This window comes from Rhizobium sp. Root1220, assembly GCF_001426265.1.
In the GTDB taxonomy this organism is placed as follows: domain Bacteria; phylum Pseudomonadota; class Alphaproteobacteria; order Rhizobiales; family Rhizobiaceae; genus Rhizobium.
Map to the genome: position 1 here is coordinate 26,924 of NZ_LMDG01000011.1, position 22,698 is coordinate 49,621.

A 22,698-nucleotide genomic window follows, 5' to 3' on the forward strand; every position below is an offset into this window, starting at 1 on the left:
CTGAATTGAGTGCGCTGAATGGAGCGAGATGGATGGTCGAACTCCTTTGCGGATCAGTTCCTTTGCGATCGTCATAATTGCGAAGCCTATTTGGGAAACTAGGAGCTTTCAAACGTCGATCAAGAGATGAGGAGGCAGGGATGCGCGCGACGATCGTAGGCCAGGCAGGAGACGGTCGATGCCGTTGCCGAAGCCCGCCCATGGTGGGAAGCGCAACACCATCACACGTACGCACTCGGCGATTTCGTTGGGAGTGAGAAGTGTTAATTATCTCCTCTCCGGCAACGCAGAGGGAACGGAACGGTTTCGGTTTATTACGTACGCCAATGCGACAGGCGGAACCAACTTTCAGCGATTGCTGCGAATGGAACGTTCGGTCGCTGCCAGCATTTACTCGCCACTAAGAGGAACGTGAACTAAGTCCACGGGCAGAGCTCAATTGGAGAGTTAGATGCGGTACTTTCTTCAGGTCATGGACGGTTCGGGAGACGGGCCAGTGAACATGTCGTTGGATTTTGCAGACCAAGAGGAGGCAATTCGCCAAGCCCATGTGGCCTTGGCGGAGATGGCTAGGGACGGCCTTCCGAAAGAGCCGGTCAACATGATGTCGGTTGAGGTCTTTAACGAACACAAGCAGCCGATTACGGAACTACGACTGACCTTCGAAGTGATTCCCAAGTTCCCGTCGACAACTGGGTGACGGTCGGACAACAGACGGGCCAGTTGCGCTCGCACTCGTCGAAGCCTAGATATCATCCATATGTCCACGGCGGACGGGTTCCGCCTTAGCTGGGCGACCGTATGACAAAGCTCGGCGTCCTCATCGCGGAAGCAATCATTCATAACTACGGCCGCGATGAGTTCCTGCGGAGGCTCTCTCATCCTTTCTGGTTCCAGTCGTTCGGCTCCGTCATGGGTATGGATTGGCACTCCTCCGGTATCACCACCAGCGTGCTGGGATCTTTGAAACGCGGTTTGAAGCCACGAGCGCGCGAACTCGGGCTTCATGTCTGCGGTGGGCGGGGTGCTCAATCACGTAAGACGCCCGCTGAGCTCGTGGATATCGGAGATCGTGTGGGTATTGATGGCGTGGGGCTTGCAAATGTGAGCCGCCTTGTGGCGAAGGTCGACAGTGCCGCGGTCCAGGATGGTTTCGATCTATACCTCCACGGGTTCATCGTCGCCGACGATGGCAAATGGGTAGTCGTACAGCAGGGGATGAATGATGCGACGCGGCAAGCCAGGCGCTATCACTGGCTGTCGGAGGGGCTTGAAAGCTTCGTCGATTCCCCGCACAGCGCGATCGAGGGGCGATCGCAGGGCGATATCATAAACCTCGCCGACAAGCGCGCCGAGCGGTCTCGAGGCAGCCAGCTGGATATACTCGCTTCGCTTGGACCGGATCGCATCGCCCGGGAGGCCTCCGCTCTCGCGCGCAAAGTCGACCTGGCGTCGGTTCCGGAAGAAGCGCAGCTATCTCTGCCGCACCTCATCATGCCAGCGCATCACGATGTACGTCAGACGGACGTGATCATGAAGCGCCTGCACAGCAGTTTGGCCGCGGCTGCTGACCGCGGCCCCGTCGATTTCCAGGACTTGTTGATGGTCCCAGGCGTAGGGGCACGAACGGTTCGCGCGCTTGCAATGGTCGCCGAAGTGGTTCACGGCGCGCCGTGTCGCTTTTCAGACCCGGCGAGGTTTTCGATCGCTCATGGTGGCAAGGACCGTCACCCGTTCCCGGTGCCGCTGAAAGTTTACGACGAAACCATCAACGTCATGAAGTCCGCGGTTACGAAAGGGCGTCTCGGGCGGAACGAAGAGCTTGCCGCTTTGCAACGTTTGGATATCCAGGCGCGGCAGCTTGAGCGATACGTCACCGGACCCGATCTCAAAGAGATCATCGCAGGCGAATTCCGCGATAGTGCTGCGTTTGGTGGCCGAAGCGTGTTCGGCTGGGAGAAATGACCGACCGCGCGGCGATCCGGTCATCCGCCAGGAGCCGACGGCTGCTAGATAATTATCTCGCCGCCTATTCAGCGGAACAATAGCGTCTGTCGGTGGGTCGCGTGCTAGCGAGAAGGGCGAGGCACGGCCTCAATCCGCGAAGGCATTGCGTCGAGTAGCAGGCAGGGCTACGCGAAGCCGCTATCCACAGAGCGAGCGATTGGTGAGTGTTATGACCCCTTGCCAGGGGTAGAGCCAAGCGAGAACGATAAACACGGGCGCTACGGCGTCAAGGAGGCTCGCCAGCTGCTAACTGACCTTGGTGTGGCCGGGTTACGTGCCTTTTGACAAGTTGCCATTCAGAGCCTCGCTCTGCACTGACGGTCTTGCCCTGGCCGTCAGTGGTGCGGCGGTGTGCACCACCCTAACCCAACATCGTCAGAACCGCCTGCCAGAACCTGAAATCGTTTCGCCAGGTTTAAACTATGCCGCGTCGACCATCTGCGTCGGATCCTTGGCAAGCATGCCAAGGTGCTGGACTTGGCAACCACAGACACCTCTGCAAAGGATATCGGCATTGCGCTGGGGTTGGCCCCTGCATACGGCGAAAAGCGCGGCCCATCGCTGATCGATGCAGCCATCGACGCGCTTATCGATGCAGACGAGCTGCACGCGGAGTTTTCTTGCGGGATGAAAAGAAAATAGCGGTCTAATGTCCGGTCTAACGCGCATTACCCCGTATTCTATTGAAGGAATAGAACACAACGGCGTCTTCGGGCGCCGTTTCCGCTTGCGGCGATGTAGGGACGCGGACGATTAAACTCGCGAGACCGCCATGCCAGCCTCAGCCCGGCTCCGCGCCGGGTACCAATTAGTCCCGCCAACGCGGACTGCGCTGTGTATTGTGAAATAACTCGGACTCAGTAGCGAATGCGCCGAAAAGCCTCCGCAGTTGGGCTTCTTCGTCTTTCTCAATGCGATGATCTTTGCAGAAAGTCGTCACCTCCCAAACGCGCGTTGCAGTTTCGGCGGTGGCATTTTCAAAGTGCTTGGTCATTCCTTGTGTATTCCTCCCTGTTCGCTTCTCCGGGCGGGGTAGTACTAAAGTCTAAATTAGCTGTAAATAACATAAGACACATGCGCCAAAACTTTTTTGGATTTGCAATTACCTGGCGCGCCTCCTCCGCTGCGTGGTAGTCATGCGGCTGCTCCCTTGCGATGCGAGGTGAGCAGCCGCTTTCGTCTCCGAATTGCTGCGGCGCATCGTATTTTTGCCTTGAACATTAGCGACCTCTTTCGTAATTTTTGCCTATCAACGGCTGAATAACGGAGGTGGATATGGCTCCTTTATTTTTTGATCGCGCTGCCTATGTGCGGCGAACGAGCTCCATCGAAGAAATCGCCTGCCTTGAAGAGGTTTTCGATTTTCTGGATGAATGGCCGGAAGAGCGCCGGGACTTAGCATACGACACGCTCCACGCAGCATGCCGCAAAGCGGCCAATGGTTCATTTCCGCTCGAGGCCATTCGTAGGAACTTCGAACTATTCGCAAAAAGAGCCGGTTTGCTTGTCGAGATCGAGAGCGTGCCGAGATTCGGACCTCGTGATCGCAATCGAACCGTCGGCAACTAACACGGCGCGATGGGAGGCACCCATGATGCCTCCTTGCTGTCTTGTTCAGGCTGCGATACGACGCGCAGCCTTATCAGATGCCTTGCGATCCGCACCATGCTCGGCAATGATCTTCTGGGCTTCCTCGATTGAGATGCGGTGCTTCTTCGCTAAAGTCTGGGCATCGTAGGGTGCGGACGCAGAAGCGTCTTTGTGTTCAGACATAATTTGCTACATGGGATAGCGGCAATGAAGTTGGCGTCGCGAAGGCGCGCCTGAGCCCTCTTCCTCTATGCGCAGAGATACAATTGCTGCCGCTTACGAGGGGAACTATCCGCTCGTTTGTCGGTTAGATCACCATGAAACAGAGCGAAGACCCAATCCAGGCCCAGGCCAACACGGCCGAAGGGAAGAAGAACAGCCTGAAAGCAGGTCGCGTCGGTATCGCTTTAATTGCGATAGTTGGGGGCGTGGCGTTTCTGCTTTACCTGTTGATTGTGCTGTCCGGGGTTCTTGATCTCCCGCTGTTCGGCGTTTGACTTTCTTGATCCCGTTCACGAATTGATTTCCTAATTCACTGCGTCATCTATCTCCCGTACCAAACTGGAGATAAGGATGAAGTGACCATCGCAGCCTGCATTGCTTTGCTCGCTCTTTCAGGGTGCGCCAATACTGCGTACGGACTGAAACGTGACGGGGTGGCGACTAGCCACGCGCTGGACGACGCGACCGGGAGGATTTTGTCGGCTGGCGCGAAGAGATAGCATCAGGCCTTCAGACGATTGGCCGCCCTGTCGCACGCGTCTCGGTCCGGCCCGTGGGTTTTAACGATACGTCTCGCTTCTTCGGCTGAGGGACCGTGCTTCTTCGCAAAATATCAGCCTCGTACCCTCCGCTGCTGGAAACCCTGCTGCGGTCCTCTTGGCCCATCTTCGTGTTGTCGTCGCCATCCCACTCTCCTCTGCTGGTTTTTATCGTCGACTTCTTCACGGCAAACACGAACGGTGAGTTGTATTTCTCCAGCGCAATCAGCGGGACAGCGTTCTCGTACGGGCTCGAATGCCTTGGTTGGACTGATATGCGAGGTCAGAATTGGTAACGACGGTTTGGATTCAACGCGATGAGGCTGGCACTCTCGGTCGGTGGTCGGAAGTCGAGCAGTTTGGCGATCATTGGGAAACGATCGATAGCCAGTTGGAAGAGTTTTGGGCAATACTCAATCCGCCGCCTCCCATGCCACCTGAAATCAGCCGTCGTCAGTTCTTTCAGGTGCTCGCGAACCGCGACATGATCACAAAGGCAGAAGGCTTGGCGGCGGTCACGTCAGGCGCGCTTTTCGCCGGTGCCCAGACGTTCAACCGGTCGCATGGGTATGTGGACTTCTTTGGCGCGATGCGTGGGACCACATCCGTCGCCTCGATCAGCTCTGGCGCGACGCCTACGTTCTGGATTGAGGCAGCAAAAAGCTCGCCGGTGGCGAGCTTTCTAACGCAATACAGGTGGAACTGACCGCATCTCGGTCGGCCTCATAAAATCACAACCAGTCATAGTTGGCACGTACCCGAAAGGCGTAGAGAGGCCAACCATTAAGCGAAAATCTGGAAACCAGCGAACGTACACTACCGATCGGCAGAGCCGTTTTCCGCGCCCTCCAGAATGAAGGCCCGCTAGGGTTAGGTTGAAAGCGGGCCTTCTACAGGGTCGCCCCGATCATTCGGGACTGCCTGAGTCTACCCATCCCGTCCCGGATCGCACGTTCGCCTTTCGTTAAACCATCTACCAAATTTGGACACCCCCATGAAACTCCTTCCCGACTTTCGCCGGGTGCTGACCGTGCCTGGTCGCTGCGACTTATCGAGCTCGCGGCGCTAGCAGACATCATCCTGAACGCCGTCCCTGTCGTGTCCGATTACCTCCCGTGGGTGGCTGACGCTGGCGCTACCTGGCGGCGCGTGGGCGGCACGGTTGACGGCGCAGCCCTCCGCCGAACAGACTAGAGACAAAGATGCCAATCAATAAAATCACGTCCAGCAAGCGAGGCAAGGCGGCGATCTCTGCTGCCATGCTAGCCGCGGTGCTGTCTGGCACTTCTGCTTTGTTCACAGGGAGCACGCCGCCTGCGGTCATCCTCGCGACCGACTCCCTCATCAAGCCGTGGGGAAGGTCTGGTGCTGAAATCGCACTGGGATCCTTTCGCGAAGATCTGGGACATCTGCCACGGCGAGACGCGCATCAACGGCAAGCCTGTAACGTCTGGCATGTCTTTCACCAAAGCACGGTGCGACGCCACGCTCGCGGAGCGCGTCCAGCGCGATTACTACGAGCCGCTGACCGAATGCATTGCGGACTTCGACAAGAAGCCCGTGAACCTTCAGGCGTCGATGACGTCGGGCGCTTACAACTTCGGTGTTGGCGCGATGTTCAATTCGACGGCTGCCAAGTTGGCTCGAACCAAGAAGTACCGGGAAGCCTGCGAGCGCAGACCGCATTCAACAAAGCGGTGGCCGCGTGCTCAATGGCTTGGTGAAGCGCCGCTAGATGGGTGATGCCCAGCGTATACCGGCAAGGTATTGATTGCCTCCAGCAATGGGTCGCGCGGCACGTTGGTGTAGTGCCGGCTCATATCGTCGGCGGCGTGACCAAGGATCTGGTCTTTGATATGCGGGTGGACGCCGTTAGTAACCAGTTGCGTCGAAACGCGGTGCCGGGCTGTATACGGGCTTACGTCGTCGATGGGCTGCTTGGCCTTCGCTAGGCGCTTCCGTGCGCCATCAATCGCCCCTTTCAACTGGCCGCCTCCCGCTTCGAATATGGTGTAGGGGTGCCTCTTAAATGTCCTGAATACCTGACGCTTCTTGTCTTTGCGTTTTAGCAGTGACTCAAACAGGAGCACGAGGAAATCGTGCATGGGCACGCCGCGGGGTTCGCCGGTCTTCGAACTGCCGACAACGATCCAGCGGTTGGCAACGTCCACATCGGTTACCTCGAGCGTGAAGAGCTCTATCGGCCGCATTCCCGTGTAGAACAACGCTGTCATGACCATGGCTGGCGCTGGCGACAGGTTGCTGACGAACCTTGATGCGTGATCGTAGTCAACCGGATGATCGCCGCTCCTTGGTCTCGCTCGCCGCCTCGCGGTTCCTTTTGGCTTGCGCGGTCGTTGCCACTTCCGAAGGTCCGCCCACCCATTTTCTACGGCGTAGTTCCAACAGCTATGAAAGGCGTGTAGCAGTGTTGGTCGCGGGTTTCTGGCGGTGCGTCCTGGTAGATTTTGAACGCAAGCGCATCGACGTCACGCTGGTTGATCTCTCCAAGCGCGGCCGACACCGCGAAAGATAGCGCGCGGATCCACCGCTTTGCAGATACGCATCGGCGGCCTCTTGAAATGTCACGGTCACCTTCTTGCCGAAGATACTTTCCTCGAGGAGATCCCGCTCCCTGATAATGCGGATGGCGTCGGTGGTGTCTTTGTCCGAGGTCTTGGTGCTTTCCCTGACCTTCAAGCCCCGCACGGTTCCTTGAAGGATCCAGTTGGGTGATCCGCGACGCCTGACTAGCTTTAGGGGCACAACGACCACCTCTCAAAGAAACAACAAATGCCGCCGGCACGAAATGCCGAAAGCTTGATGAGGTCTCCTCTCCGTGGTGGTGACGTCCGCTGTAACGGCGGCTTGCGGTTTGGTAGTCCGCGGACGAAGCGGTATGCTTGCGGGTGAGGGTGGTCAAGCGATCCTGGCCGAACATACGAACTCGCGGGAACGAATCGCCTAATCGTCAGTTGAGATGGATCCAGCCTGGAGAATAATCTCAATGGAAACCGCTAGTACCCAAGTTCCAATCCTTCCGCTTCGTGTTGAAATCGGAGGCGTTGGCCGATACCGGAGCGCTCGGTCTGTCGAAGATCTCGCAGCGTTTCTTCTTGGCGAGTATTGGCCTCGATCTGATAAGTCGTCGGTGGCGTTTCATAAAGCTCTGATCGCGTCACTGAAAGCCATGGAGCAGTATGTCGATGCGAGCGCAGCGCGTACCGCCTTCGTCGACGCATCTCACGCGGCGGGTATGCATGTGCTTCCCGATGACACATCTGAGATGAAGAAGACTAACTAGCCACTCAGCGCTGTGCTTGGCCTTACGCGGACTTCAGCCGCGAAGTCCCCGCGAGAATCTGCGCCTGGCCGACCGAAACGCGGTGGGCTGCCATAAGCCATAGACTTAACGCGACAGACGGGGGCACTGGTAAGTCACCAGTCGCCCATCTGCGGCTAGTCAGTTGATCTACAGCAAAAAGGTCTTCAACGACGCTTGCCGTCAACCCGATGACAGCCAGCGTCGCCCGGTATTCGGACGGGGTCATTTGATTGGTTCCCAGCGCGTTTTGCTTGCGTTTTATTTCGTTGGGCGCACATTAGCTTTCGCTTTACCACATGATTGCCAATTACCGACATTTCCACGTCCGATCGCGGCATCCGCTCCTTCAGTTGGATGTAATGCCCAGATCCTTCGCCTCCGCCCACTTTTCGCGAGCCGCTGTTTCGAGTTCCGCCCGATCGTGTATGCCCTGATTCCAAAGCGCCAGTAGGAGCGTGGCGACCTGCATCACCGATTTTCGCTCTCTTTCGATCCCATTCTCTCGGCTCAAGGCTTTGAGGACCGAATTGATGACGGTGGTATCGATGCGGCGATCCGTCAACCGCCAGCACCGGGAGGGGCATCGTTCTCGAGAAACTCTTTGTACTGGACTGTCTCGTTTTCATTTACGTCGATCGATGCCTGAGAAGGCGACGTGAGGCGCACGCCAGGACCACCAGAGCCGGAATAGTTTCCGTCTACGAAGGTGATGCCGGCTGCTCGTAGGGCGCGCTGTAGAGCATCCATAGTCGACTGCTTAGCGTCGGATCCGTTCTCAATTCGGTTGACGGTATTCGCGGTAACCCCCGACTTTGCGGCAAGATCACGAACTCCCCAACCAAGCGCAGCTCGCGCCATCTTCACTTGAATGCCCCTCATTTGTGTACCCTGTACAAATACGTGTTGACACGAAGCCGAATCCATATAGGACACTGTACAAATACAGCGACACAAAAGCAACTAGGAGCGCGCAGATGACCACCCACGCCCGATAAAGCACCCAGACAGATCCCAACAGCGAGCGCGCAGTAATTGCGAGCCGCACGCAGGTCGCAGGATGCCACGACGAATAAATCATCGAATCAATCGGCGCTGATGCACCGCCGCTGAAGGTGCAGGCGCACCAGATTACGGCCGTGCGAACCCGCCGGATTTTTTATGTGACGTGGGCATTCAAAATTGGCGCAGCGGTATCGCAGGGCGATTTGCAGGGGCTGGTCCTGGACCGCCAGAAGCGCCATGGTCGCCAACTGCATCTCGTTTGGTTCAGGGGGGACGCTGCTGGCCGACCGTATCGTTGGATCCACGGATCCACATTGACCGCAGTTCACTAGAGACTTGATAGGGGCCCCGCGACATCCCATTCGTGTTCGCCACAGGGTACGTCGGTCCTACCTGCGAAATTCGCCGGTTTTGCATTGTGCGAGAAGCCGGCAGAACTCGCAGAGATTGCCGAAGCCTTGTTTGGCAAGGGGCCCAACGGCTTACACTGACTGTTCTCAATCTAGAACCTCGGCCAGACAGTGTCGGGCACGGTTGACCCGGCTTTTGATCGTGCCGACAGCCACGTTGCATCGCTCCGCGGCCGCCTCGTAGCTCAGGCCCTGAATTAACACAAGGTCCACGACGATACGATAATTCTTCGGAAGCGCGCTGATAGCCCTCTCAAGCTCGTGCCCTCGCACTTCCCAGTCTTGCGACGGCGGCGACGATGCCCAGTTTGCGGTATCGTCGACTCCCCCCACCTGTTCCCGCTTGGAGGCGCTGAACTTCGTGCAGAAGGAGTTGCGCATGATGGTGAAGAGCCAAGAGCGAAGCTTCGTGCCCCGACGGAAATTATCGGAATGAGCGATCGCCTTAGCCACTGTCTCCTGAACGAGGTCGTCGACGTCGTTCGGGGACATATAAAACCGCCGAGCAAAGCATCTCAGCGCTGGCAAAATCTCCAACAGCTCCCTTTCGGTGAAGCCGGTCCTGCAGTCATCTCTCATGTCAATCTCTCCCATAGATCGGGGAAACTCCGTCACAGAGATGACGTTCCCCGACGTACGAACTCGCTTACCGTAAGACCGAACAAAGTCGTAGGTTGAAGTCGGACGTGTATATTCGGTAGCGAGATACGGTACTGCTGCTGCCGAGCGCTTTCCTGCAGCCCCGGTTTTGAACGGCGGGCAAGCCTTGTCGGTCGGAATACCGCGGAGGCCGACATCGTCGTCGACGGAATGATCCTAGTCGGCGCTGGCTGGCGACTTGGACAGGTCCAATGGGAAACCGCCACTGTATCTGCTTTTTATCCGTTCTGGTCGCTTTCCGGTTCCCGAGGTGTTCTCGAGCAAAAGGCCCTGAGCTACCAGGAGAGACGAAGGTAGCTCAGGATCTGTTAAAGCTGTCAGCGAGACTTCTGATAGAGCTTCTCGGCGATCTCGAACATTTCTTCCGGCGCATAGTCGGGTGTGAAGGCGGAAGGGACGCCGACGAACTGCTGGATCTTGCCGCCTTCAGGGATACCATCGACAACCTCGAGTTCGCCGGGGGGGTCGCCGGGCAACGCTACTTCGTCGTTGCTCCAAATGCCTGCTATCTCCTTGTAGTCGTTAGGACTCCATGTGTAGAGCCGACGATGCGAGCCTTCGTCCAGGTATTTCTGGCATTCCGGGATATTGGCGAGTGGAATGTTCGGCGTGGGTAGGAACCTCTTGACTTCTACACCGGTAATTTTTTCGAGCGCCAGCGCGTAAGCATGGGCGTGTACCGAGCCTCTAACTAGAAGGTATCCGCACACTTCCCGCCCTGTTGGATCGGTCACCGTTTCGTAGACGCGCAATTTGTGAAGACGGGCGCCGCATTCCAGATGGAAATTGTGAAGGAGGTCGAGTACGACGTTGCCCGTAGTGGTGATGAAGTCGTTGTTCCAGGAGTGTCCATTGCTGTTGACGGGCATTGCGCCCCCGCCGCCGGACAGGAAGCTTGCGGCAAGGCGGATTTCCTTCATTGCCTCAAAAGGTGCAGTTGAGATATCTCCCCCCGACCCTGTATCACCATCTGGCATGTCCGGACCGTTATTGAGCATCCCGACGCCTGCACTGACGAGTTCAACATGGCCCAATTCTTCCGCCGTGATGCTGGCAACTAGGCTGTAGAATGGTCGGAGCTTGGACTTTGAGCGAAAATTGAAGCTCTGGAACATGTAGTTTCCGAGCGTGGACATCTCTCCATACTTGCCGCCAAGCAACTCCTGGAGCGCTGCTGCAGCATTCGGATCCGCCGCCTTCGGTGATGGCAATTCGGCTTGTAACTGATCGACGCGCATGAACATGGTTCAGTTCCTTTGGTTGGTGGAAAGCAGCGAACTTTGACCATGGCGTGTTGTTCCAAAGAAATGTATATGGGTGCGCGGGTCGTAAACCTGGCTGACGGCGGAGGGCCATCCCGCGAGTGTGTCGCAATCAGATGTCCTCCCGCACCACAGGATGGACTGGATCGCACAAAGATGGGAAAGCCAGTTTGCGGCCTGGCCCAGGAGGCAGACGTGTTACAAGCGCGATCGTTGTCGCATCGTCTACCTCGGGTGCGCAGATTTCGACGAGAAGCAATTCCGACCCCTTGAGAGTTTTCCAAAACCACAATTGAAATCGAATCAAGTGACGATCTGCGACCCCTGCTGCTGGTTGGTCGAGATGGCGCCGTTATGCCATGCGTTCGCCTGCGCCCAGGGGGTTGTGACAACCACACTGATCGCCTCGCCGGTGCCCAAACGCTCGTTTCAACCATGGTGCAAAGTCGACCCCGCGTTTCTTCCGAAGGAGTCTCGCCCTTTGCTCTCAGGAAACAGGCAATACGAGGCGCCGACCCGCCGCGCAGCCGAGGCAAGTGGTACGCCCTGTTTGGTCCGTCACCTTGCCATTCCCCACAATTTCAGCCGGTTGCGAGGAACCCTTGAACGCTGACGGCGTTAGGGGACGTCGCGCAAACTAGGCGTCAAAGAGCGTCGCGGTCCTAGTGTTTTCTAGCCGATTCGACAGCCAAACGTGATCGGAGACAGGAAGATGACAGACAATGCTAATGAATGGATATCAGTTCGCGCTTACGCCCTGTGGGAAATGGCCGGCCGACCATTTGGGGAGGACCAAGTCCACTGGCAACAGGCAAGCATCGAGCGCATGCTTTTGGAAAACACAAAAGCCTCAATCGATGGTCAGGAAGTTACGAATCGCAAGACGGGCGAGAGGCAGGTGGCCAGTATCGCTTCCAGTATCCTTGTCGTGGAGGACGAGCATCAACTCCGATACGAAACTGTTGATTTCCTCGAGCAGGCCGGCCACCGAGTTCTGGAAGCGGCAAACGCCGACGAGGCGTTGATCTACCTGAAGCGAAACGATGTCGGCACGGTTTTCACCGACATAAACATGCCTGGGTCCATGGACGGCATGGAGTTGGTAAGGACTGTCCGAAGAAATTGGCCGTCGACCAGAGTGATCATTACGTCGGGCCTGATTGGCCTGTCACATCATGATCTCGAAACGGGCGTTTCCTTTATTCCAAAACCGGCGTCAAAGCTGGAGCTTTTACAGCTCATCGCATAGTCGATTAACCAGCGGGGCGGCGCCGGAACGCCGCCAGCCGCATCGGCCGTTCGGTCCAGCCTCGTACGAGAGCATCGCGATTTTGATCCACGCTGTCTGCCCGGCTGAAATTAAACAACATCGATGCAAACATTACGCTGCGGAAACGAAGAGGACGCAACGAACCTGGGGGTGACGTGGTTCCCGTCCGCGATCGAGAGGGTTTGCTCATCTGTCAAGTCCAAGCGCCACTTCCGGTTGCTCCGCACGACTACTGCAAGTCCGCTGTTGACCAACAACGGCCGGAATGGATGGCGGGAACATGAGATGACGTCTCGCTCGAAGGCAAGTGTGTGCCTTTCCGGCTTGTCTTGGCTACCCGCTCACCAAGGGCTTTTCGAGCCAGAACCGCGGAACAAATGATGGTGTTCTTGGTTCAAAAAGGGCGATACCGATTTGCGGTGTGTCTGCACTGAAGCCTAGCAAAAGTCGGTAACGCAAGCCAGCAGGAGAGCGCTGTTGTACCGTGAGAGCGAGGTCTACATCCCGCCGCCCTATCCTTCGAAAGCCGCCGGGGGTGGCTGTTCATGGTCCGGCCGCAGCGTCGTAATCGCTCTTGCAACGGTCTTTGCCTGCTCGTTGGCAGGCTACTTCGCCCTTGTCATACATGGGATACTATGGAGTTAGCGATTGTCGAGGACTCGGCGCTCATGAGACGATTTGCCGAGGTAGCATAGCATCATTTCAAGAGAGGTCTCGGTCTCATGGCGGCGCCTCTCGTCAGTGGTAGGGACCGAACCACATCTTAACGTCGGGATTTACGATGAGCGGATGGTTATGCAATCGGGTATGGGAGGAACGGATGACTGCGTTCGGCGAATGGCGGCACCTCTGCGTTGATATGCAGCGAATTTTTGCCGAGGATGTGACAGGTCCCATGGATGCGACGGGTTTCTACGCAGATGGAAGAACTGGCCGGCAGATACCGCTCCCGCGCGATCTTCATCCGTTTTATGCCTCCCGAACATGAAGACCAGATGCCGGGGAAAATGGCGGGACTACTATCAAAAATGGTGGATGATGACCGGAAAACACCTTCCGCGCGAATTGATCGATCTTGTCCAGCCGTTGGAATCGCTGATCCCCCCGGCAAAAACGTTCGATAACCGGACCCTATTCGCCTTGGATTGATGGCCGCCTTCATGTCGCTCTCCGGTGGGAGTAGGTGACTTCCCTGGTAATTACAGGCGGCGAAACAGAGGTCTGCCTCCTTGCGACGGCGCTAGGCGCCATTGATCTGGGCTATCGTGTCATTGTCCTAAAAGACGCCGTCTGGGACGAGATCTTGGTTTCCTTGCCGGTGAGGATCTGCGATGGCGATTGCGGATTGACGAAGCGTTCTAGCCCCTTTCCGGCAACAGATTGAAGGTGACGATCTTGACGCCGCGATTGACGGCGTCCTGCAGATCGTGGAGCGGGCGCGGCGACGAGGTTCCGACATTCTTAGCGATGTAGAAGATGCAGTCGGTATTTTGAAAATCCGACAGAACGGCGGTGCCGACCGAAGCGCGGATGTTTTCGGGCAGCGCCACCAAGGAGCTTTAGTGGCACATGTTCGAGCTATCGGGCATATTGTTGCTGCCGTACACGCGCGCGAGCAGCTGATACATATAGCTGGTTTCAAGCGATGCACGGCCAGACGTATAGAAATCGACCCCGTGCGGATCGAGGGGCACAATTCCCGGCCGATGTCTTCGAAAGCCGCCGCCCAGGAAACCGGAACATATTTGTCCGTGGCGGGGCCCCAGCGCATCGGATGCGTCAAGCGACCCTGCTCCTCGAGGTCCATGCCCAAAGCTCCACCTCGCGAAGAGGATGTTTGTCGAAGAAGGCGCGGTCGGCGCGGCGAGACGTCACTTCCCAGGCGGCCTTCGCGTCGTTCTCGCAAAATTTGAGCGGATGGGTTTTCGCAGATTTTGCCCAGGCGTAACTCACGCACATATAGCCGGCTTCTTTTGCGTCGACAGAGCTGGGGTCCACGCAGCGCACGTGCTCTTTCAGGGTGATCTCGTCGACGGATTTTGCAGAGCCCCATCCGCCGGCGGGTCCAGCGTAACGTTTGATTTTCGGAGAGCGCGTCGCATGGATTTCTCACGGCTGCAGCGAGCGAAACTCGCCGTCGTTCATATCGCGCTCGTCGTAATTGATGTCCCAGTCCTTTGCGTCTTTGTCCTTCCCGGGCGTCTTCTTATTCACGGTCGCATCGTCGGAATGGGTAATGACACGCGGCTTCGCGCTGCTGACCCCGTTATTGGATCCACCAGCATGATTGCTTTCGGACTGCCCTCTGGCGTCCCGCTCAATCTGCGTCTTGGATGGCTTTTCATCTTTTGCCACGTTTGCCCTCCCGGGTTGGAGCGGTTACGGTTTCGGTCGTTTCATCATTTTCGATCTCGGCCACGGCCCGATCCATGCCTTTTTTAGCCTCCCGAGCAAGATGGTTGCGACGGCGCGATGCGGCAGGGCCATCCGGGGAGCGAGCGTCGTCTGTCTCGGCCGGACTGGTTTCCCCGTTGTAATTACCGAGATCGCCCCACGAGGGATCCCACTCAACGCCCCCGACAAGTTCGATAAACACAGGCTTGCCGTTATCGCCGCCGTGCGACTTGGCCCGCTTAAAAGCGGCTTCGGGCGCGATTTCCTCTCCCGGAAATATCGTGTCGTCTTCGCCTGGGTCAGCAATCTTGCGCACAAATCCTCGTATCTGTTCGCCGGATTGATAAAACTTGATGACCAACGATCCAGCCGGCGCCCCACCCGAGACATATTCCATGTAGCGCAGGCCAGTCGCGTCCCCGCTCAATTTATCACCGCCCGCCCGGTACCAGTGCGCGAGATCCTCGCCTTCGCGCCGTCCTTCGCTTTCCCAAATCAGATAGGCTCGTAGCCTTCTTGCATCTTCGTCATTCATAATTCGCCTCCCGGCGTATCGCGGCGTTATTTGTTGAGGTCTTCGGCCATCCGGAGGTGGTGTTCCAGGGCAGGGAGCGTAGTTGCGGCCCATGTCTTCAGATCGGCATTGTCGCCTTCGTCGCCGTAACGCTTGAACAGGTCGACGGCGTCTTCGTGAACAGACTGCTGGTCCGAGTGGTATTGCTTGCCGAAATCTGCACCCTGTAGACCGTTCAGCGTGTCGAGCATGCTTCGCTGACTTGAGGTCATGGCCGTCGGAAGAGCCGCCTTGACCTTGCTGCTCGCGACCAATGTCTTCAGTTCGTCCGTGGTCTTCTGGTGATCGGTAACCATTTGCTGCGCGAAGGCTTTCGTCGCACCGTCCCCACGCTCCAACGCAAGCTTGCTGGAGGCGATCTCGAACATATCGCTGGTCGCGGCTTCTTGAACAAAGTCTTCGGTTTTCGGAGCAACGCCGACTAGCGAATTGACGCCAGTCTTTTCGGCGGCGGATTGCGCGCAGGCAGGCCCTGCGATCAATACGGCAAGTGTCAGGACTGTTAGGTGTTTCATCACAATCTCCTCGGTTGGCAGCGCGCAAACCGCTGTTGGCTGCGAAAGTTCCCTGACGAGCGGGCTGCCGGGAGAATATTTCCTTAACCACGAAACCGCTCCGCAACGACCGCGAGAACGTCGCCAGCATCTGACGCCCCAAAAAGTAAGAGGGCGCAGCGCCTAAGGATCGAAATGGCAGTTGATCTTGATCGATCCCAGAGGTTGTCGGCGAGATCACCGAGGGACCCGAGACGACGAGGCCAGCCCGCAGCGACAGCTTCATCGATGATTGCCAGGAACAAAGCCTCCAGGGCCTGCTGGCATTCGAGGTCGTCGTCACGCCGATTGTCGTTGGGCGGTTTTGTCGTCGGCATGATCGTTGTCTTTCCGCAAGGAACGTCACTGCTTGTGCTTCTTGCCAAAGTCTTTGCTCCGGCGGCCATTGAACAATGAAGCTCCCCCGACGTTTGCTTTGCATGATGAACCGGAGAACACCGATGAAAATTCTATTGGCAGCCGCAATAGCGGTGACAACTCTTCTCACTGCGGAGCAAGCTTCTGCACAAGTGTATTTGGACTTTGGCGGCGACAGCCCTCGCTATTACGACGAGTCCCCCCGCCTATATCGTACACCGCCTCGATACTATCGAGAGCGTGATCGCGATCGCTACTATGGCTCCCGAGATCAGAGGCAACGTTGCTGGAAACAGCCGTATCAGGTTCGCAGCAACAACCATGAGATAACCAAGTACAGGACGGTGTGCCGCGATTAAGCAAACCAGCGGCGTGACGCCTGCCTGAGACCCAACCGCGGGGACGCCTAGAGTGGCGGATCGAACTGCCGAAGAAATCGAGGCACGACGCGTGCGACGCGCCGAACGGCGGCAGAAGCAGCGAGAGGCAAATGTCGATCGTGCCGCCAAGATGCATCAGGCGCGACTAGCCACCCCGCAGACCAGCAAAACAATGCTCGAGGATCGTCTGGCGGGTCGCATCCATATCGGCTGCTCCGGTTGGTACTACTGGCATTGGAGAGGGAAATTCTATCCCACGGATGTTCCGTCGGGCCAATATTTCTCGATTTATCAGGATCACTTCGAGACGGTCGAACTCAATGCGCCGTTCTACTCCTGGCCGACGATCGGTGCCGTCAAGACCTGGATCCGCCAAGCCGAACCGGGCTTTGTTTACACCATCAAGGTCTGTGAACTGATCACCCATATCAAGCGGTTTGAGGACACCAGGATTCTGATTGAGGATTTCGGCTATATCGCCGATCTTCTCGGCCCACAGATGGGATGCTTTCTGTTTCAGCTGCCACCGAGCGTCCACTACAATCCGGACATGCTGCAGTCCATTCTAGCGCAGCTCGATCCACGCCACAGGAACGTCGTCGAGTTTCGTCACAAGAGCTGGTGGAACGAGGAGGTTTTCGACGCCTTCAAAGCTGCGGGGGCAATCTTTTGTTCTTGCAGCGGTCCCCGGTTGCCCGACGAACTTGTGCGCACTGCCGATGACATCTACCTTCGGTTCCACGGGATCGAACAATGGTATCGCCACGACTATTCCGACGATGAGCTTATGGTTTGGACCGAGCGGATAAGCCGCAGCGGGGCGAAAACGGTATGGGCGTATTTTAACAACGACCGTGACGGTCATTCCATCAAGAACGCCAGGAGACTGGCAGAGCTGCTCAGTCTTGCCCAGTATGCTTGACATTCTGATGAAACAAACGGTGATGCAATGAAAGTCGTAGCGTGATGGCCCGACAGGCGATGGAAAACCAGGCCAATTTCGGCATGTCGGTCGAGGTCGAACCGATGGAGGCCAAGTCTGCGGAGGCCTTGCCAACTGGCACGGGCTGGCAGTACGAGCCGAAGTGGGACGGTTTCAGGTGCATCGCGTTCAAGAGTGGCGGCAATGTCGACCTACGAGCAAAGTCCGGCAAACCGTTGGGTCGCTATTTTCCGGAACTGATCGCCTTCCTGGCCAGTCTTCCGGTTGACCGGTTCGTCATAGACGGCGAGGTAGTGGTGGAAATCGACGGGATGCTGGCCTTTGACGCTCTCCAGGCGCGACTTCATCCAGCCGAGAGCAGAATTCGCAAGCTGTCCAGCGAGACGCCGGCGCGGCTTGTTGCCTTCGATATACTCATGGGTGAAGACGGCACACTGCTTCTCGATCAGCACCTCGCCGATCGCCGAGCTCAGCTGGAAGAGTTTGGCAAAATAGTCTGCGCTGATCCCCGACAGTTCGTGGTGTCACCGTTCACGCGTCATCGTGAGGAAGCTGCGGCCTGGCTTTCAGGGTCCGGCGGCGACACCGATGGCGTTGTTTGCAAACGGCTGGATGAGCCCTATCGCCCTGGTGAACGGGCAATGATAAAGGTCAAGCGAATGCGTACCGCCGACTGCGTGGTCGGTGGATTTCGCTACGGAAGCGATAGTAATCTGGTGGGTTCGCTTCTGCTCGGACTTTACAATGATAATGGCAAGCTTGACCACGTGGGCTTCACATCAGCCATTTCCGACGCAGAGAAGCTAGACCTGACAAGACGGCTAGAGGCGATGCGCGAACAGCCCGGATTTACGGGTAAGGCACCCGGCGGACCCAGTCGATGGAGCACCGAGCGTTCTTCCGACTGGCAGCCGCTGAAACCGGAGCTTGTCGTCGAAGTGCGCTTTGACCAGGTGACGGGACATCGTTTCCGTCATGGCACCAAGCTCTTGCGGTGGCGGCCGGACAAAAGTCCGTCTCAATGTGACTTCCGCCAGATTGGCCAGTGAATCGTTGTGTTTGGCGAGATGGGCAGGCGAACTACGCCCGTCATTTTCGTGGAGAGACGATGGCTATCGACAAAAAAATCCAACGCATCCACTGACCGATTAGATGTTAGAAAACCAAGGCTTGCGGATTGGATGCATTCACATTCCCCGTATTGATTGTTGTCGTAAGGCACGCGAGATAGACGCTCGGCCGAAATATAAGACGGCCACGCAGGCAGTGTGGAGATTGTTGAGCTTCTATCGGGCGTTGCCAGCTCGACGGCAGTTGTCGTGCGGTGAACGTCCTTCTCTTCGGCGGCGGACGTCTCTGACCCAGATCCGGCCGCCGCCGCTCACGGTTTTCAGTTTCTCGGTAGCGGATGCTCTCGACCGAGGCCAGTGCCTACGTGGCGCTTTTCATGGGACGATCGCGGTGCTCACCCGCGACCGGCGCATAGATTGGCTCGACGGATTGGTCTTAAAACTGCTTCCAGCTCCTGGAATTCACTTGCGTCAATCACCTTCACTCCGGCGAAGCGGAACAATCAATGCCGTCGCTCGGTTGAACGGACAGGAATATCGCTCCCGCGAATTCGACCAGGAGGAAGTACCAAGGCGGGAAGAACGGACGGAAAGTTCGAGCCAAATCACAAGCCCGATGCCGACAACGATCAGAGCCAGCAACAGTCGCGACATAGCAGATCTCAGCGATCTCAAGGACAAGGTCCAGGAAGATCTCAGCGCGGCCACCGATGCGGTCAAAAGACCGGCAAACACTGCTCTCGAAAAGGTCAACGAAACTGTCGCGGAACAGACAAACTTCATGGCGCACCAGGTTGGCGGCATTGCCACGGTGTTCCAGAAAGTTGGCGCCGCAATGCAAAATGGAGATCAGCAGCCCGTTGGCCGCTTTGCAAAGCAGATCGGTGAAAGCGTCCAGGCTATCGCGAAGAATATCGAAGGTCGCGACCTTGGTGAAATTGCAGGCATGGCCGAAGAGTTCAGACGCAAGCAGCCACTCGCATTTCGGGGCATCGCCGCCATTGCGGGCTTGGCGAGCAGCCGGTCTCTAACCGCATCCGCAAAACGGACCTCAGCCGCCAGCGCGGTCAGGACCCTGGTCGCTCTTATGACCAGATCGAACGGGGTCATCTGAGCGAGTGTCCGTCGACGGGATAGTCGGATGATGATCAGGAGCACGAAATAGATTGCGAGCCCGCGAACGACGGCGTCCATGATGTCTACTAGAGCAGGATGAAGGTCGAATGCTCGGCGACGTCATCCTCGATGCGAAGGAGGAATGAGCAAAGACCGGGCCGCTGCATCTGAAGACGGAAGACGATTTTCGCTGGAGCAGTGGGATCCGAACCGAAAATGTATCCTTTGCGACCATCGCGTCGGACCGTGGCATTCTGAGACGGATCAACGCCACGATCGAGAAGGCCTCAAGAAAACGGGGATCAACGAATACCTCTGATCCCCGTCTTTCGGAGGAAGACTCACACGCATTTCGTCCGGGGCGTTCCAGCGCGAAATTGCAGGCATCTCACTCGATCCACCTGAGGATTCGACAATCTTCGTCGATTACATTCCGCCCGCCGCCGAGCAGCCCTAGCAGACACGCGAGCAAGATCAGCGAGAACCCGACCCATGCCGCGCGTTGTACATCCCAGAACTTCCTCTGGAAGGCGCCATGATCTTCGACGCCTTCCGGAAGTGCCGGTTTCCGGGCCGGCTTTGCCGCACGCTTCTCTGCCGGCCTCCGGTTAGACGATCGTTGAGGTCGGACCTGCGCCCATCGCGCTGCCCGCGGAGTTCAGGACCTCTTCTTCGGGGTTTGGGATCCTGCCCTCCGGCGTGAGGTCATCCACTGCTTTCGGCAGATCGCGGCTCAAACGGTCAACGATCTCCTGATGGGACAATCCGGTCTTCGCCGCCAATTCGTTGAGGACGTCGGGGCCGAGGGCCTCTGAGAGCTCGCCGCCGCCGATCTCGGTATTCGGTCCGGTCTTCACCCAGGACTCGGCCTTCTCCGCATGTCCGTTCTGCTGGAAGGTCTTCAGCAGGTCGCCGAGGCCGCCGCTGAGGATGCCGCCAGTCGAGAGGCCACCCAGCAAATCGCCGAACCCGCCAGGGCCGCCGAAGATGCCGCCGAGCCCACCGGGCTGCTGGCCGCTGGAATTGCCCTGAGGGGCTGGGGCACCGTCCCGCTGCGGATTCTGGAGTCCGCGAAGAAGTTCGCCGATCTTGTCCCGATTCTGATAGCCAGCGACGGCGAGCACGCCCAGCAGGGCTTTCAATGGTCCGCTCATCATGTCTGAAATCTCCTCTCAAATGCACAAGCGGCACGCGCGCCTTTGACGGCCGTGCCGCGGTCGGTCAAGCTCTTTGCCGAGCGGTCAGGCCGCCTTCGCGCCCTTGCCCTTGGCGTTCGCCTGAGCATCCGCAAGCTGGGTTAGCTTGGCGTCGGTCGCCTTTTCCTCTTCGAGGGTCGCCTGTAGCAGCGGAACGGCATCGGTCAGGCCGAGCTGGTTGGCCCAGGCGATCAAAGTGCCGTAGCGGGCGATCTCATAGTGCTCGACGGCCTGCGCCGAAGAGATGAGGCCGGCGTCGAGAGCGGGAGATCCCTTGAATTCTTCCATGATTTCCTCGCCTTCGGAAAGGATTCCTTGGATGGCTTCGCAGGTCTTGCCCCGAGCCGGCTTGTCGAGGATCTCGAACACCTGCTCAAGGCGTTCGATCTGGCCCTGGGTCTCGTCACGGTGCTGAAGGAACCCTGCTTTGCCTTCTTCCGATTGAGCGGCGCGCGCCAACTTCGGCAGCGCCTTCAGAATCTGTTTCTCAGCAAAATAAATGTCCTTGAGGGTATCAAGGAACAGGTCGTCGAGCGTCTTCAGTGAATTGGTTGCCATCATGTCCTCCTGTGGTGTGGCTGGCCTGCTGGCCTTCGTTTCTCTGCCCCGAAAGTGACGTCATCGCCGGTTGCAGAGACCACTCAAGCAATGCGGCCAAAGGGCTTTTGTTCCGGTCGGCTGGCGAGCTGGAACTTAAATGCTCCGGGAAGCTTTGAAAGGTATGGAAAAGGAGGCTTCAATGCAGCTCATAGACACACGGATCGGCGGCGCGGACGAGGGCATGGTCAAGGTCGAATTTCTGGGGGAGGGAGGAGAGCTCGTTTCGGTGACGATGACCGCGGGCGACGATCTCCGAGGCGATGCAGCCATCAATCGCGCCAAGGCGATGATGGTCCAGCTCACCGCCTTTGCGGAGGATCGCGATGCCTCGCAAGGCGCATTGAGCAAGTCTAGTGACGACGGCGAAAAATCTGGTTCGGGATCTTCCGGAGCGAAGCCCGAGCGTCCGGTCGTCTCGTCCTACGACGACGCGCCCTCTCAGCCCCCTGAAACCGATGACGCGTAATTGTGTCCGTCTCTGCATCGACATGCAGGCCATGTTTGCCGAGGACACGCCTTGGCACGTGCCATGAATGTCCAAGCATATCGTCCGCCCTTGTCGAGGTTGCCGCTTGCCACCCTGACTTTTCACTCGCTCCCTGCCGCCGCCCAGCAGACGAAGCGACAGGCATGTGGAAGGAGTACTATCTGAAATGAGATTCCATTGTGCTTGATTAGATGGATCGCCGGCTTGTCGGCGTCGTTCCGTAACTTTCGTGATTCATCCCTGGATGTAATTCTTCAGGCTGAAGGGTTAGGTAGGCTCAGTCGCCATCACTGGTGGCGAGACGGAACGTCTGCGTTCTGGCCGCTGTGCTCGGAGCCATTGATCTCGGCTACGCGGTGAAAGCTTCTCAGCGACGGCGTCTGCAGCGCCTACGACGCGATCCTTCACCTCCTCCCAGACCGGTTCTCCGTGAAGGTAGAAGTGCTTACGACAGAGGGGCTTCTCAGGCGTCGTTAGTTGCGACACTCCGTCGCCGCCGTTGAAGAACGACGGCGGTCTCCTAGCTTCCGATGAATGGAGGAGCGATGAGCAAACAGCCTGATTTCCGAGCGATGTGCGAAGCCGCGCAGAACTGGTACCGCTTCTATGAAGTCCCGCGGCACGAGCTGTCCTCGCAGGTTCTCTGCAACGCGGCGATCAATCTCTACAACGAAGGGTATCGAAGCGTCGACGACCTCGCGACGGCCGGCATTTAGGCCACAACGAGACCTCTGGCGCGA

General features: G+C 57.5%; 29 protein-coding genes and 4 pseudogenes. 17 read left to right on the forward strand and 16 right to left on the reverse strand.

What is annotated here, in order from left to right; genetic code table 11:
- Positions 1–502: 502 nt before the first annotated feature.
- The 3 genes from ASC90_RS09160 to ASC90_RS28720 all read left to right on the forward strand — a co-directional run bounded on the left by ASC90_RS09160 (position 503) and on the right by ASC90_RS28720 (position 2,649).
- The gene (locus ASC90_RS09160; RefSeq protein ID WP_348270866.1) at positions 503–700 is read left to right on the forward strand and encodes a hypothetical protein; all 198 of its coding nucleotides are present in this window, start codon (positions 503–505) and stop codon (positions 698–700) included.
- A 101-nt stretch (positions 701–801) separates the two neighbouring features.
- Positions 802–1,965, forward strand: coding sequence for a DUF763 domain-containing protein (locus ASC90_RS09165; RefSeq protein ID WP_082519855.1), 1,164 nt, complete (start codon positions 802–804; stop codon positions 1,963–1,965).
- 519 nt (positions 1,966–2,484) lie between these two features.
- Positions 2,485–2,649: a hypothetical protein gene (locus tag ASC90_RS28720; protein ID WP_156392889.1), complete on the forward strand. Its 165-nt coding sequence runs from the start codon at positions 2,485–2,487 to the stop codon at positions 2,647–2,649.
- Between the two features lie 166 nt (positions 2,650–2,815).
- On the opposite strand, the gene ASC90_RS29740 is transcribed toward ASC90_RS28720, so the two are convergent.
- Positions 2,816–3,001 (reverse strand): hypothetical protein, encoded by a 186-nt coding sequence (locus ASC90_RS29740; protein WP_056538628.1) that lies wholly within the window; start codon positions 2,999–3,001, stop codon positions 2,816–2,818.
- 281 nt (positions 3,002–3,282) lie between these two features.
- Here ASC90_RS29740 and ASC90_RS09175 point away from each other — a divergent pair, with 281 nt between their 5' ends.
- Positions 3,283–3,576 carry a DUF982 domain-containing protein gene (locus tag ASC90_RS09175; protein WP_056538631.1) on the forward strand — a complete coding sequence of 98 codons (294 nt, stop codon included), beginning with the start codon at positions 3,283–3,285 and terminating at the stop codon, positions 3,574–3,576.
- A gap of 45 nt (positions 3,577–3,621) precedes the next feature.
- On the opposite strand, the gene ASC90_RS29295 is transcribed toward ASC90_RS09175, so the two are convergent.
- Positions 3,622–3,780 carry a hypothetical protein gene (locus ASC90_RS29295; RefSeq protein ID WP_200950871.1) on the reverse strand — a complete coding sequence of 53 codons (159 nt, stop codon included), beginning with the start codon at positions 3,778–3,780 and terminating at the stop codon, positions 3,622–3,624.
- Between the two features lie 134 nt (positions 3,781–3,914).
- Here ASC90_RS29295 and ASC90_RS09180 point away from each other — a divergent pair, with 134 nt between their 5' ends.
- Together ASC90_RS09180 and ASC90_RS29745 are read left to right on the forward strand one after the other, a co-directional pair.
- A complete protein-coding gene (locus ASC90_RS09180) occupies positions 3,915–4,094 on the forward strand; it encodes a hypothetical protein (protein ID WP_056538634.1) in 180 nt (59 codons plus the stop codon).
- 81 nt (positions 4,095–4,175) lie between these two features.
- Positions 4,176–4,319 (forward strand): entericidin, encoded by a 144-nt coding sequence (locus ASC90_RS29745; protein ID WP_082519856.1) that lies wholly within the window; start codon positions 4,176–4,178, stop codon positions 4,317–4,319.
- Positions 4,320–4,321: 2 nt separating this feature from the next.
- Here ASC90_RS29745 and ASC90_RS29750 read toward each other — a convergent pair.
- A pseudogene (locus tag ASC90_RS29750) lies at positions 4,322–4,485 on the reverse strand (DUF3606 domain-containing protein).
- A 162-nt stretch (positions 4,486–4,647) separates the two neighbouring features.
- Between ASC90_RS29750 and ASC90_RS09190 the strand changes: the two are divergent.
- Both ASC90_RS09190 and ASC90_RS09195 read left to right on the forward strand, forming a co-directional pair.
- On the forward strand, positions 4,648–5,064 hold the full coding sequence (locus ASC90_RS09190; RefSeq protein WP_056538640.1) for a hypothetical protein: 417 nt from the start codon (positions 4,648–4,650) through the stop codon (positions 5,062–5,064).
- Positions 5,065–5,723: 659 nt separating this feature from the next.
- The gene (locus ASC90_RS09195; protein ID WP_244480355.1) at positions 5,724–6,101 is read left to right on the forward strand and encodes a glycoside hydrolase family protein; all 378 of its coding nucleotides are present in this window, start codon (positions 5,724–5,726) and stop codon (positions 6,099–6,101) included.
- On the opposite strand, the gene ASC90_RS29755 is transcribed toward ASC90_RS09195, so the two are convergent.
- The gene (locus ASC90_RS29755) at positions 6,068–6,598 is read right to left on the reverse strand and encodes a tyrosine-type recombinase/integrase (RefSeq protein ID WP_056538644.1); all 531 of its coding nucleotides are present in this window, start codon (positions 6,596–6,598) and stop codon (positions 6,068–6,070) included. The genes ASC90_RS09195 and ASC90_RS29755 overlap by 34 nt on opposite strands.
- Before the next feature lie 169 nt (positions 6,599–6,767).
- Positions 6,768–7,058, reverse strand: a complete 291-nt coding sequence (locus ASC90_RS29760) for a hypothetical protein (RefSeq protein WP_056538646.1) — start codon at positions 7,056–7,058, stop codon at positions 6,768–6,770.
- A gap of 307 nt (positions 7,059–7,365) precedes the next feature.
- Between ASC90_RS29760 and ASC90_RS09210 the strand changes: the two genes are divergently transcribed.
- A complete protein-coding gene (locus tag ASC90_RS09210) occupies positions 7,366–7,662 on the forward strand; it encodes a DUF982 domain-containing protein (protein ID WP_056538650.1) in 297 nt (98 codons plus the stop codon).
- Between the two features lie 367 nt (positions 7,663–8,029).
- Here ASC90_RS09210 and ASC90_RS29540 read toward each other — a convergent pair whose 3' ends face one another.
- Both ASC90_RS29540 and ASC90_RS09225 read right to left on the reverse strand, forming a co-directional pair.
- On the reverse strand, positions 8,030–8,245 hold the full coding sequence (locus ASC90_RS29540) for a hypothetical protein (RefSeq protein WP_056538656.1): 216 nt from the start codon (positions 8,243–8,245) through the stop codon (positions 8,030–8,032).
- A complete protein-coding gene (locus ASC90_RS09225) occupies positions 8,242–8,562 on the reverse strand; it encodes a helix-turn-helix transcriptional regulator (protein WP_082519857.1) in 321 nt (106 codons plus the stop codon). The genes ASC90_RS29540 and ASC90_RS09225 overlap by 4 nt, the downstream gene beginning before the upstream one ends.
- A gap of 472 nt (positions 8,563–9,034) precedes the next feature.
- Here ASC90_RS09225 and ASC90_RS29765 point away from each other — a divergent pair.
- A pseudogene (locus ASC90_RS29765) lies at positions 9,035–9,176 on the forward strand (response regulator); the annotation flags it as partial.
- A 6-nt stretch (positions 9,177–9,182) separates the two neighbouring features.
- On the opposite strand, the gene ASC90_RS09230 reads toward ASC90_RS29765, so the two are convergent.
- Together ASC90_RS09230 and ASC90_RS09235 are read right to left on the reverse strand one after the other, a co-directional pair.
- A complete protein-coding gene (locus ASC90_RS09230; protein WP_348270865.1) occupies positions 9,183–9,689 on the reverse strand; it encodes a sigma-70 family RNA polymerase sigma factor in 507 nt (168 codons plus the stop codon).
- A 383-nt stretch (positions 9,690–10,072) separates the two neighbouring features.
- A complete protein-coding gene (locus ASC90_RS09235; protein WP_056538662.1) occupies positions 10,073–10,999 on the reverse strand; it encodes a manganese catalase family protein in 927 nt (308 codons plus the stop codon).
- A gap of 712 nt (positions 11,000–11,711) precedes the next feature.
- On the opposite strand from ASC90_RS09235, the gene ASC90_RS09240 reads away from it, so the two are divergent.
- Positions 11,712–12,266, forward strand: coding sequence for a response regulator (locus tag ASC90_RS09240; protein ID WP_244480356.1), 555 nt, complete (start codon positions 11,712–11,714; stop codon positions 12,264–12,266).
- A gap of 841 nt (positions 12,267–13,107) precedes the next feature.
- Positions 13,108–13,578: pseudogene (locus tag ASC90_RS09245) on the forward strand (cysteine hydrolase); the annotation flags it as partial.
- Here the strand turns inward: ASC90_RS09245 and ASC90_RS29770 are convergent.
- The 5 genes and pseudogenes from ASC90_RS29770 to ASC90_RS09275 form a co-directional block, all read right to left on the reverse strand.
- Positions 13,578–14,246, reverse strand: a pseudogene (locus ASC90_RS29770) (molybdopterin-dependent oxidoreductase); the annotation flags it as partial. The pseudogenes ASC90_RS09245 and ASC90_RS29770 sit on opposite strands and share 1 nt — an antisense overlap.
- A 150-nt stretch (positions 14,247–14,396) precedes the next feature.
- Complete coding sequence (locus ASC90_RS09260; RefSeq protein WP_082519859.1) at positions 14,397–14,642, reverse strand: hypothetical protein; 246 nt, start codon at positions 14,640–14,642, stop codon at positions 14,397–14,399.
- Entirely contained in the window at positions 14,629–15,216 is a 588-nt protein-coding gene (locus ASC90_RS30385) for a DUF2934 domain-containing protein (RefSeq protein WP_082519860.1), read from the reverse strand. The genes ASC90_RS09260 and ASC90_RS30385 overlap by 14 nt, the downstream gene beginning before the upstream one ends.
- Positions 15,217–15,242: 26 nt before the next feature.
- Entirely contained in the window at positions 15,243–15,770 is a 528-nt protein-coding gene (locus tag ASC90_RS09270) for a DUF4142 domain-containing protein (protein WP_056538672.1), read from the reverse strand.
- 83 nt (positions 15,771–15,853) lie between these two features.
- A complete protein-coding gene (locus ASC90_RS09275) occupies positions 15,854–16,126 on the reverse strand; it encodes a hypothetical protein (protein WP_056538678.1) in 273 nt (90 codons plus the stop codon).
- A gap of 451 nt (positions 16,127–16,577) precedes the next feature.
- Between ASC90_RS09275 and ASC90_RS09280 the strand changes: the two genes are divergently transcribed.
- The 3 genes from ASC90_RS09280 (at position 16,578) to ASC90_RS09290 (ending at position 19,673) form a co-directional block, all read left to right on the forward strand.
- The gene (locus tag ASC90_RS09280; protein WP_056538681.1) at positions 16,578–17,468 is read left to right on the forward strand and encodes a DUF72 domain-containing protein; all 891 of its coding nucleotides are present in this window, start codon (positions 16,578–16,580) and stop codon (positions 17,466–17,468) included.
- Between the two features lie 44 nt (positions 17,469–17,512).
- Positions 17,513–18,538: an ATP-dependent DNA ligase gene (locus ASC90_RS09285; protein WP_056538683.1), complete on the forward strand. Its 1,026-nt coding sequence runs from the start codon at positions 17,513–17,515 to the stop codon at positions 18,536–18,538.
- A 637-nt stretch (positions 18,539–19,175) separates the two neighbouring features.
- Positions 19,176–19,673, forward strand: coding sequence for a hypothetical protein (locus tag ASC90_RS09290; protein WP_056538686.1), 498 nt, complete (start codon positions 19,176–19,178; stop codon positions 19,671–19,673).
- A 610-nt stretch (positions 19,674–20,283) separates the two neighbouring features.
- On the opposite strand, the gene ASC90_RS09295 is transcribed toward ASC90_RS09290, so the two are convergent.
- Positions 20,284–20,832, reverse strand: coding sequence for a YidB family protein (locus tag ASC90_RS09295; RefSeq protein ID WP_056538689.1), 549 nt, complete (start codon positions 20,830–20,832; stop codon positions 20,284–20,286).
- 84 nt (positions 20,833–20,916) lie between these two features.
- Positions 20,917–21,429, reverse strand: coding sequence for a ferritin-like domain-containing protein (locus ASC90_RS09300; protein ID WP_056538692.1), 513 nt, complete (start codon positions 21,427–21,429; stop codon positions 20,917–20,919).
- A 181-nt stretch (positions 21,430–21,610) separates the two neighbouring features.
- Here ASC90_RS09300 and ASC90_RS09305 point away from each other — a divergent pair, with 181 nt between their 5' ends.
- Together ASC90_RS09305 and ASC90_RS28725 are read left to right on the forward strand one after the other, a co-directional pair.
- A complete protein-coding gene (locus tag ASC90_RS09305) occupies positions 21,611–21,937 on the forward strand; it encodes a hypothetical protein (RefSeq protein ID WP_200950872.1) in 327 nt (108 codons plus the stop codon).
- Between the two features lie 566 nt (positions 21,938–22,503).
- The gene (locus ASC90_RS28725) at positions 22,504–22,674 is read left to right on the forward strand and encodes a hypothetical protein (protein ID WP_156392892.1); all 171 of its coding nucleotides are present in this window, start codon (positions 22,504–22,506) and stop codon (positions 22,672–22,674) included.
- Positions 22,675–22,698: the final 24 nt, after the last annotated feature.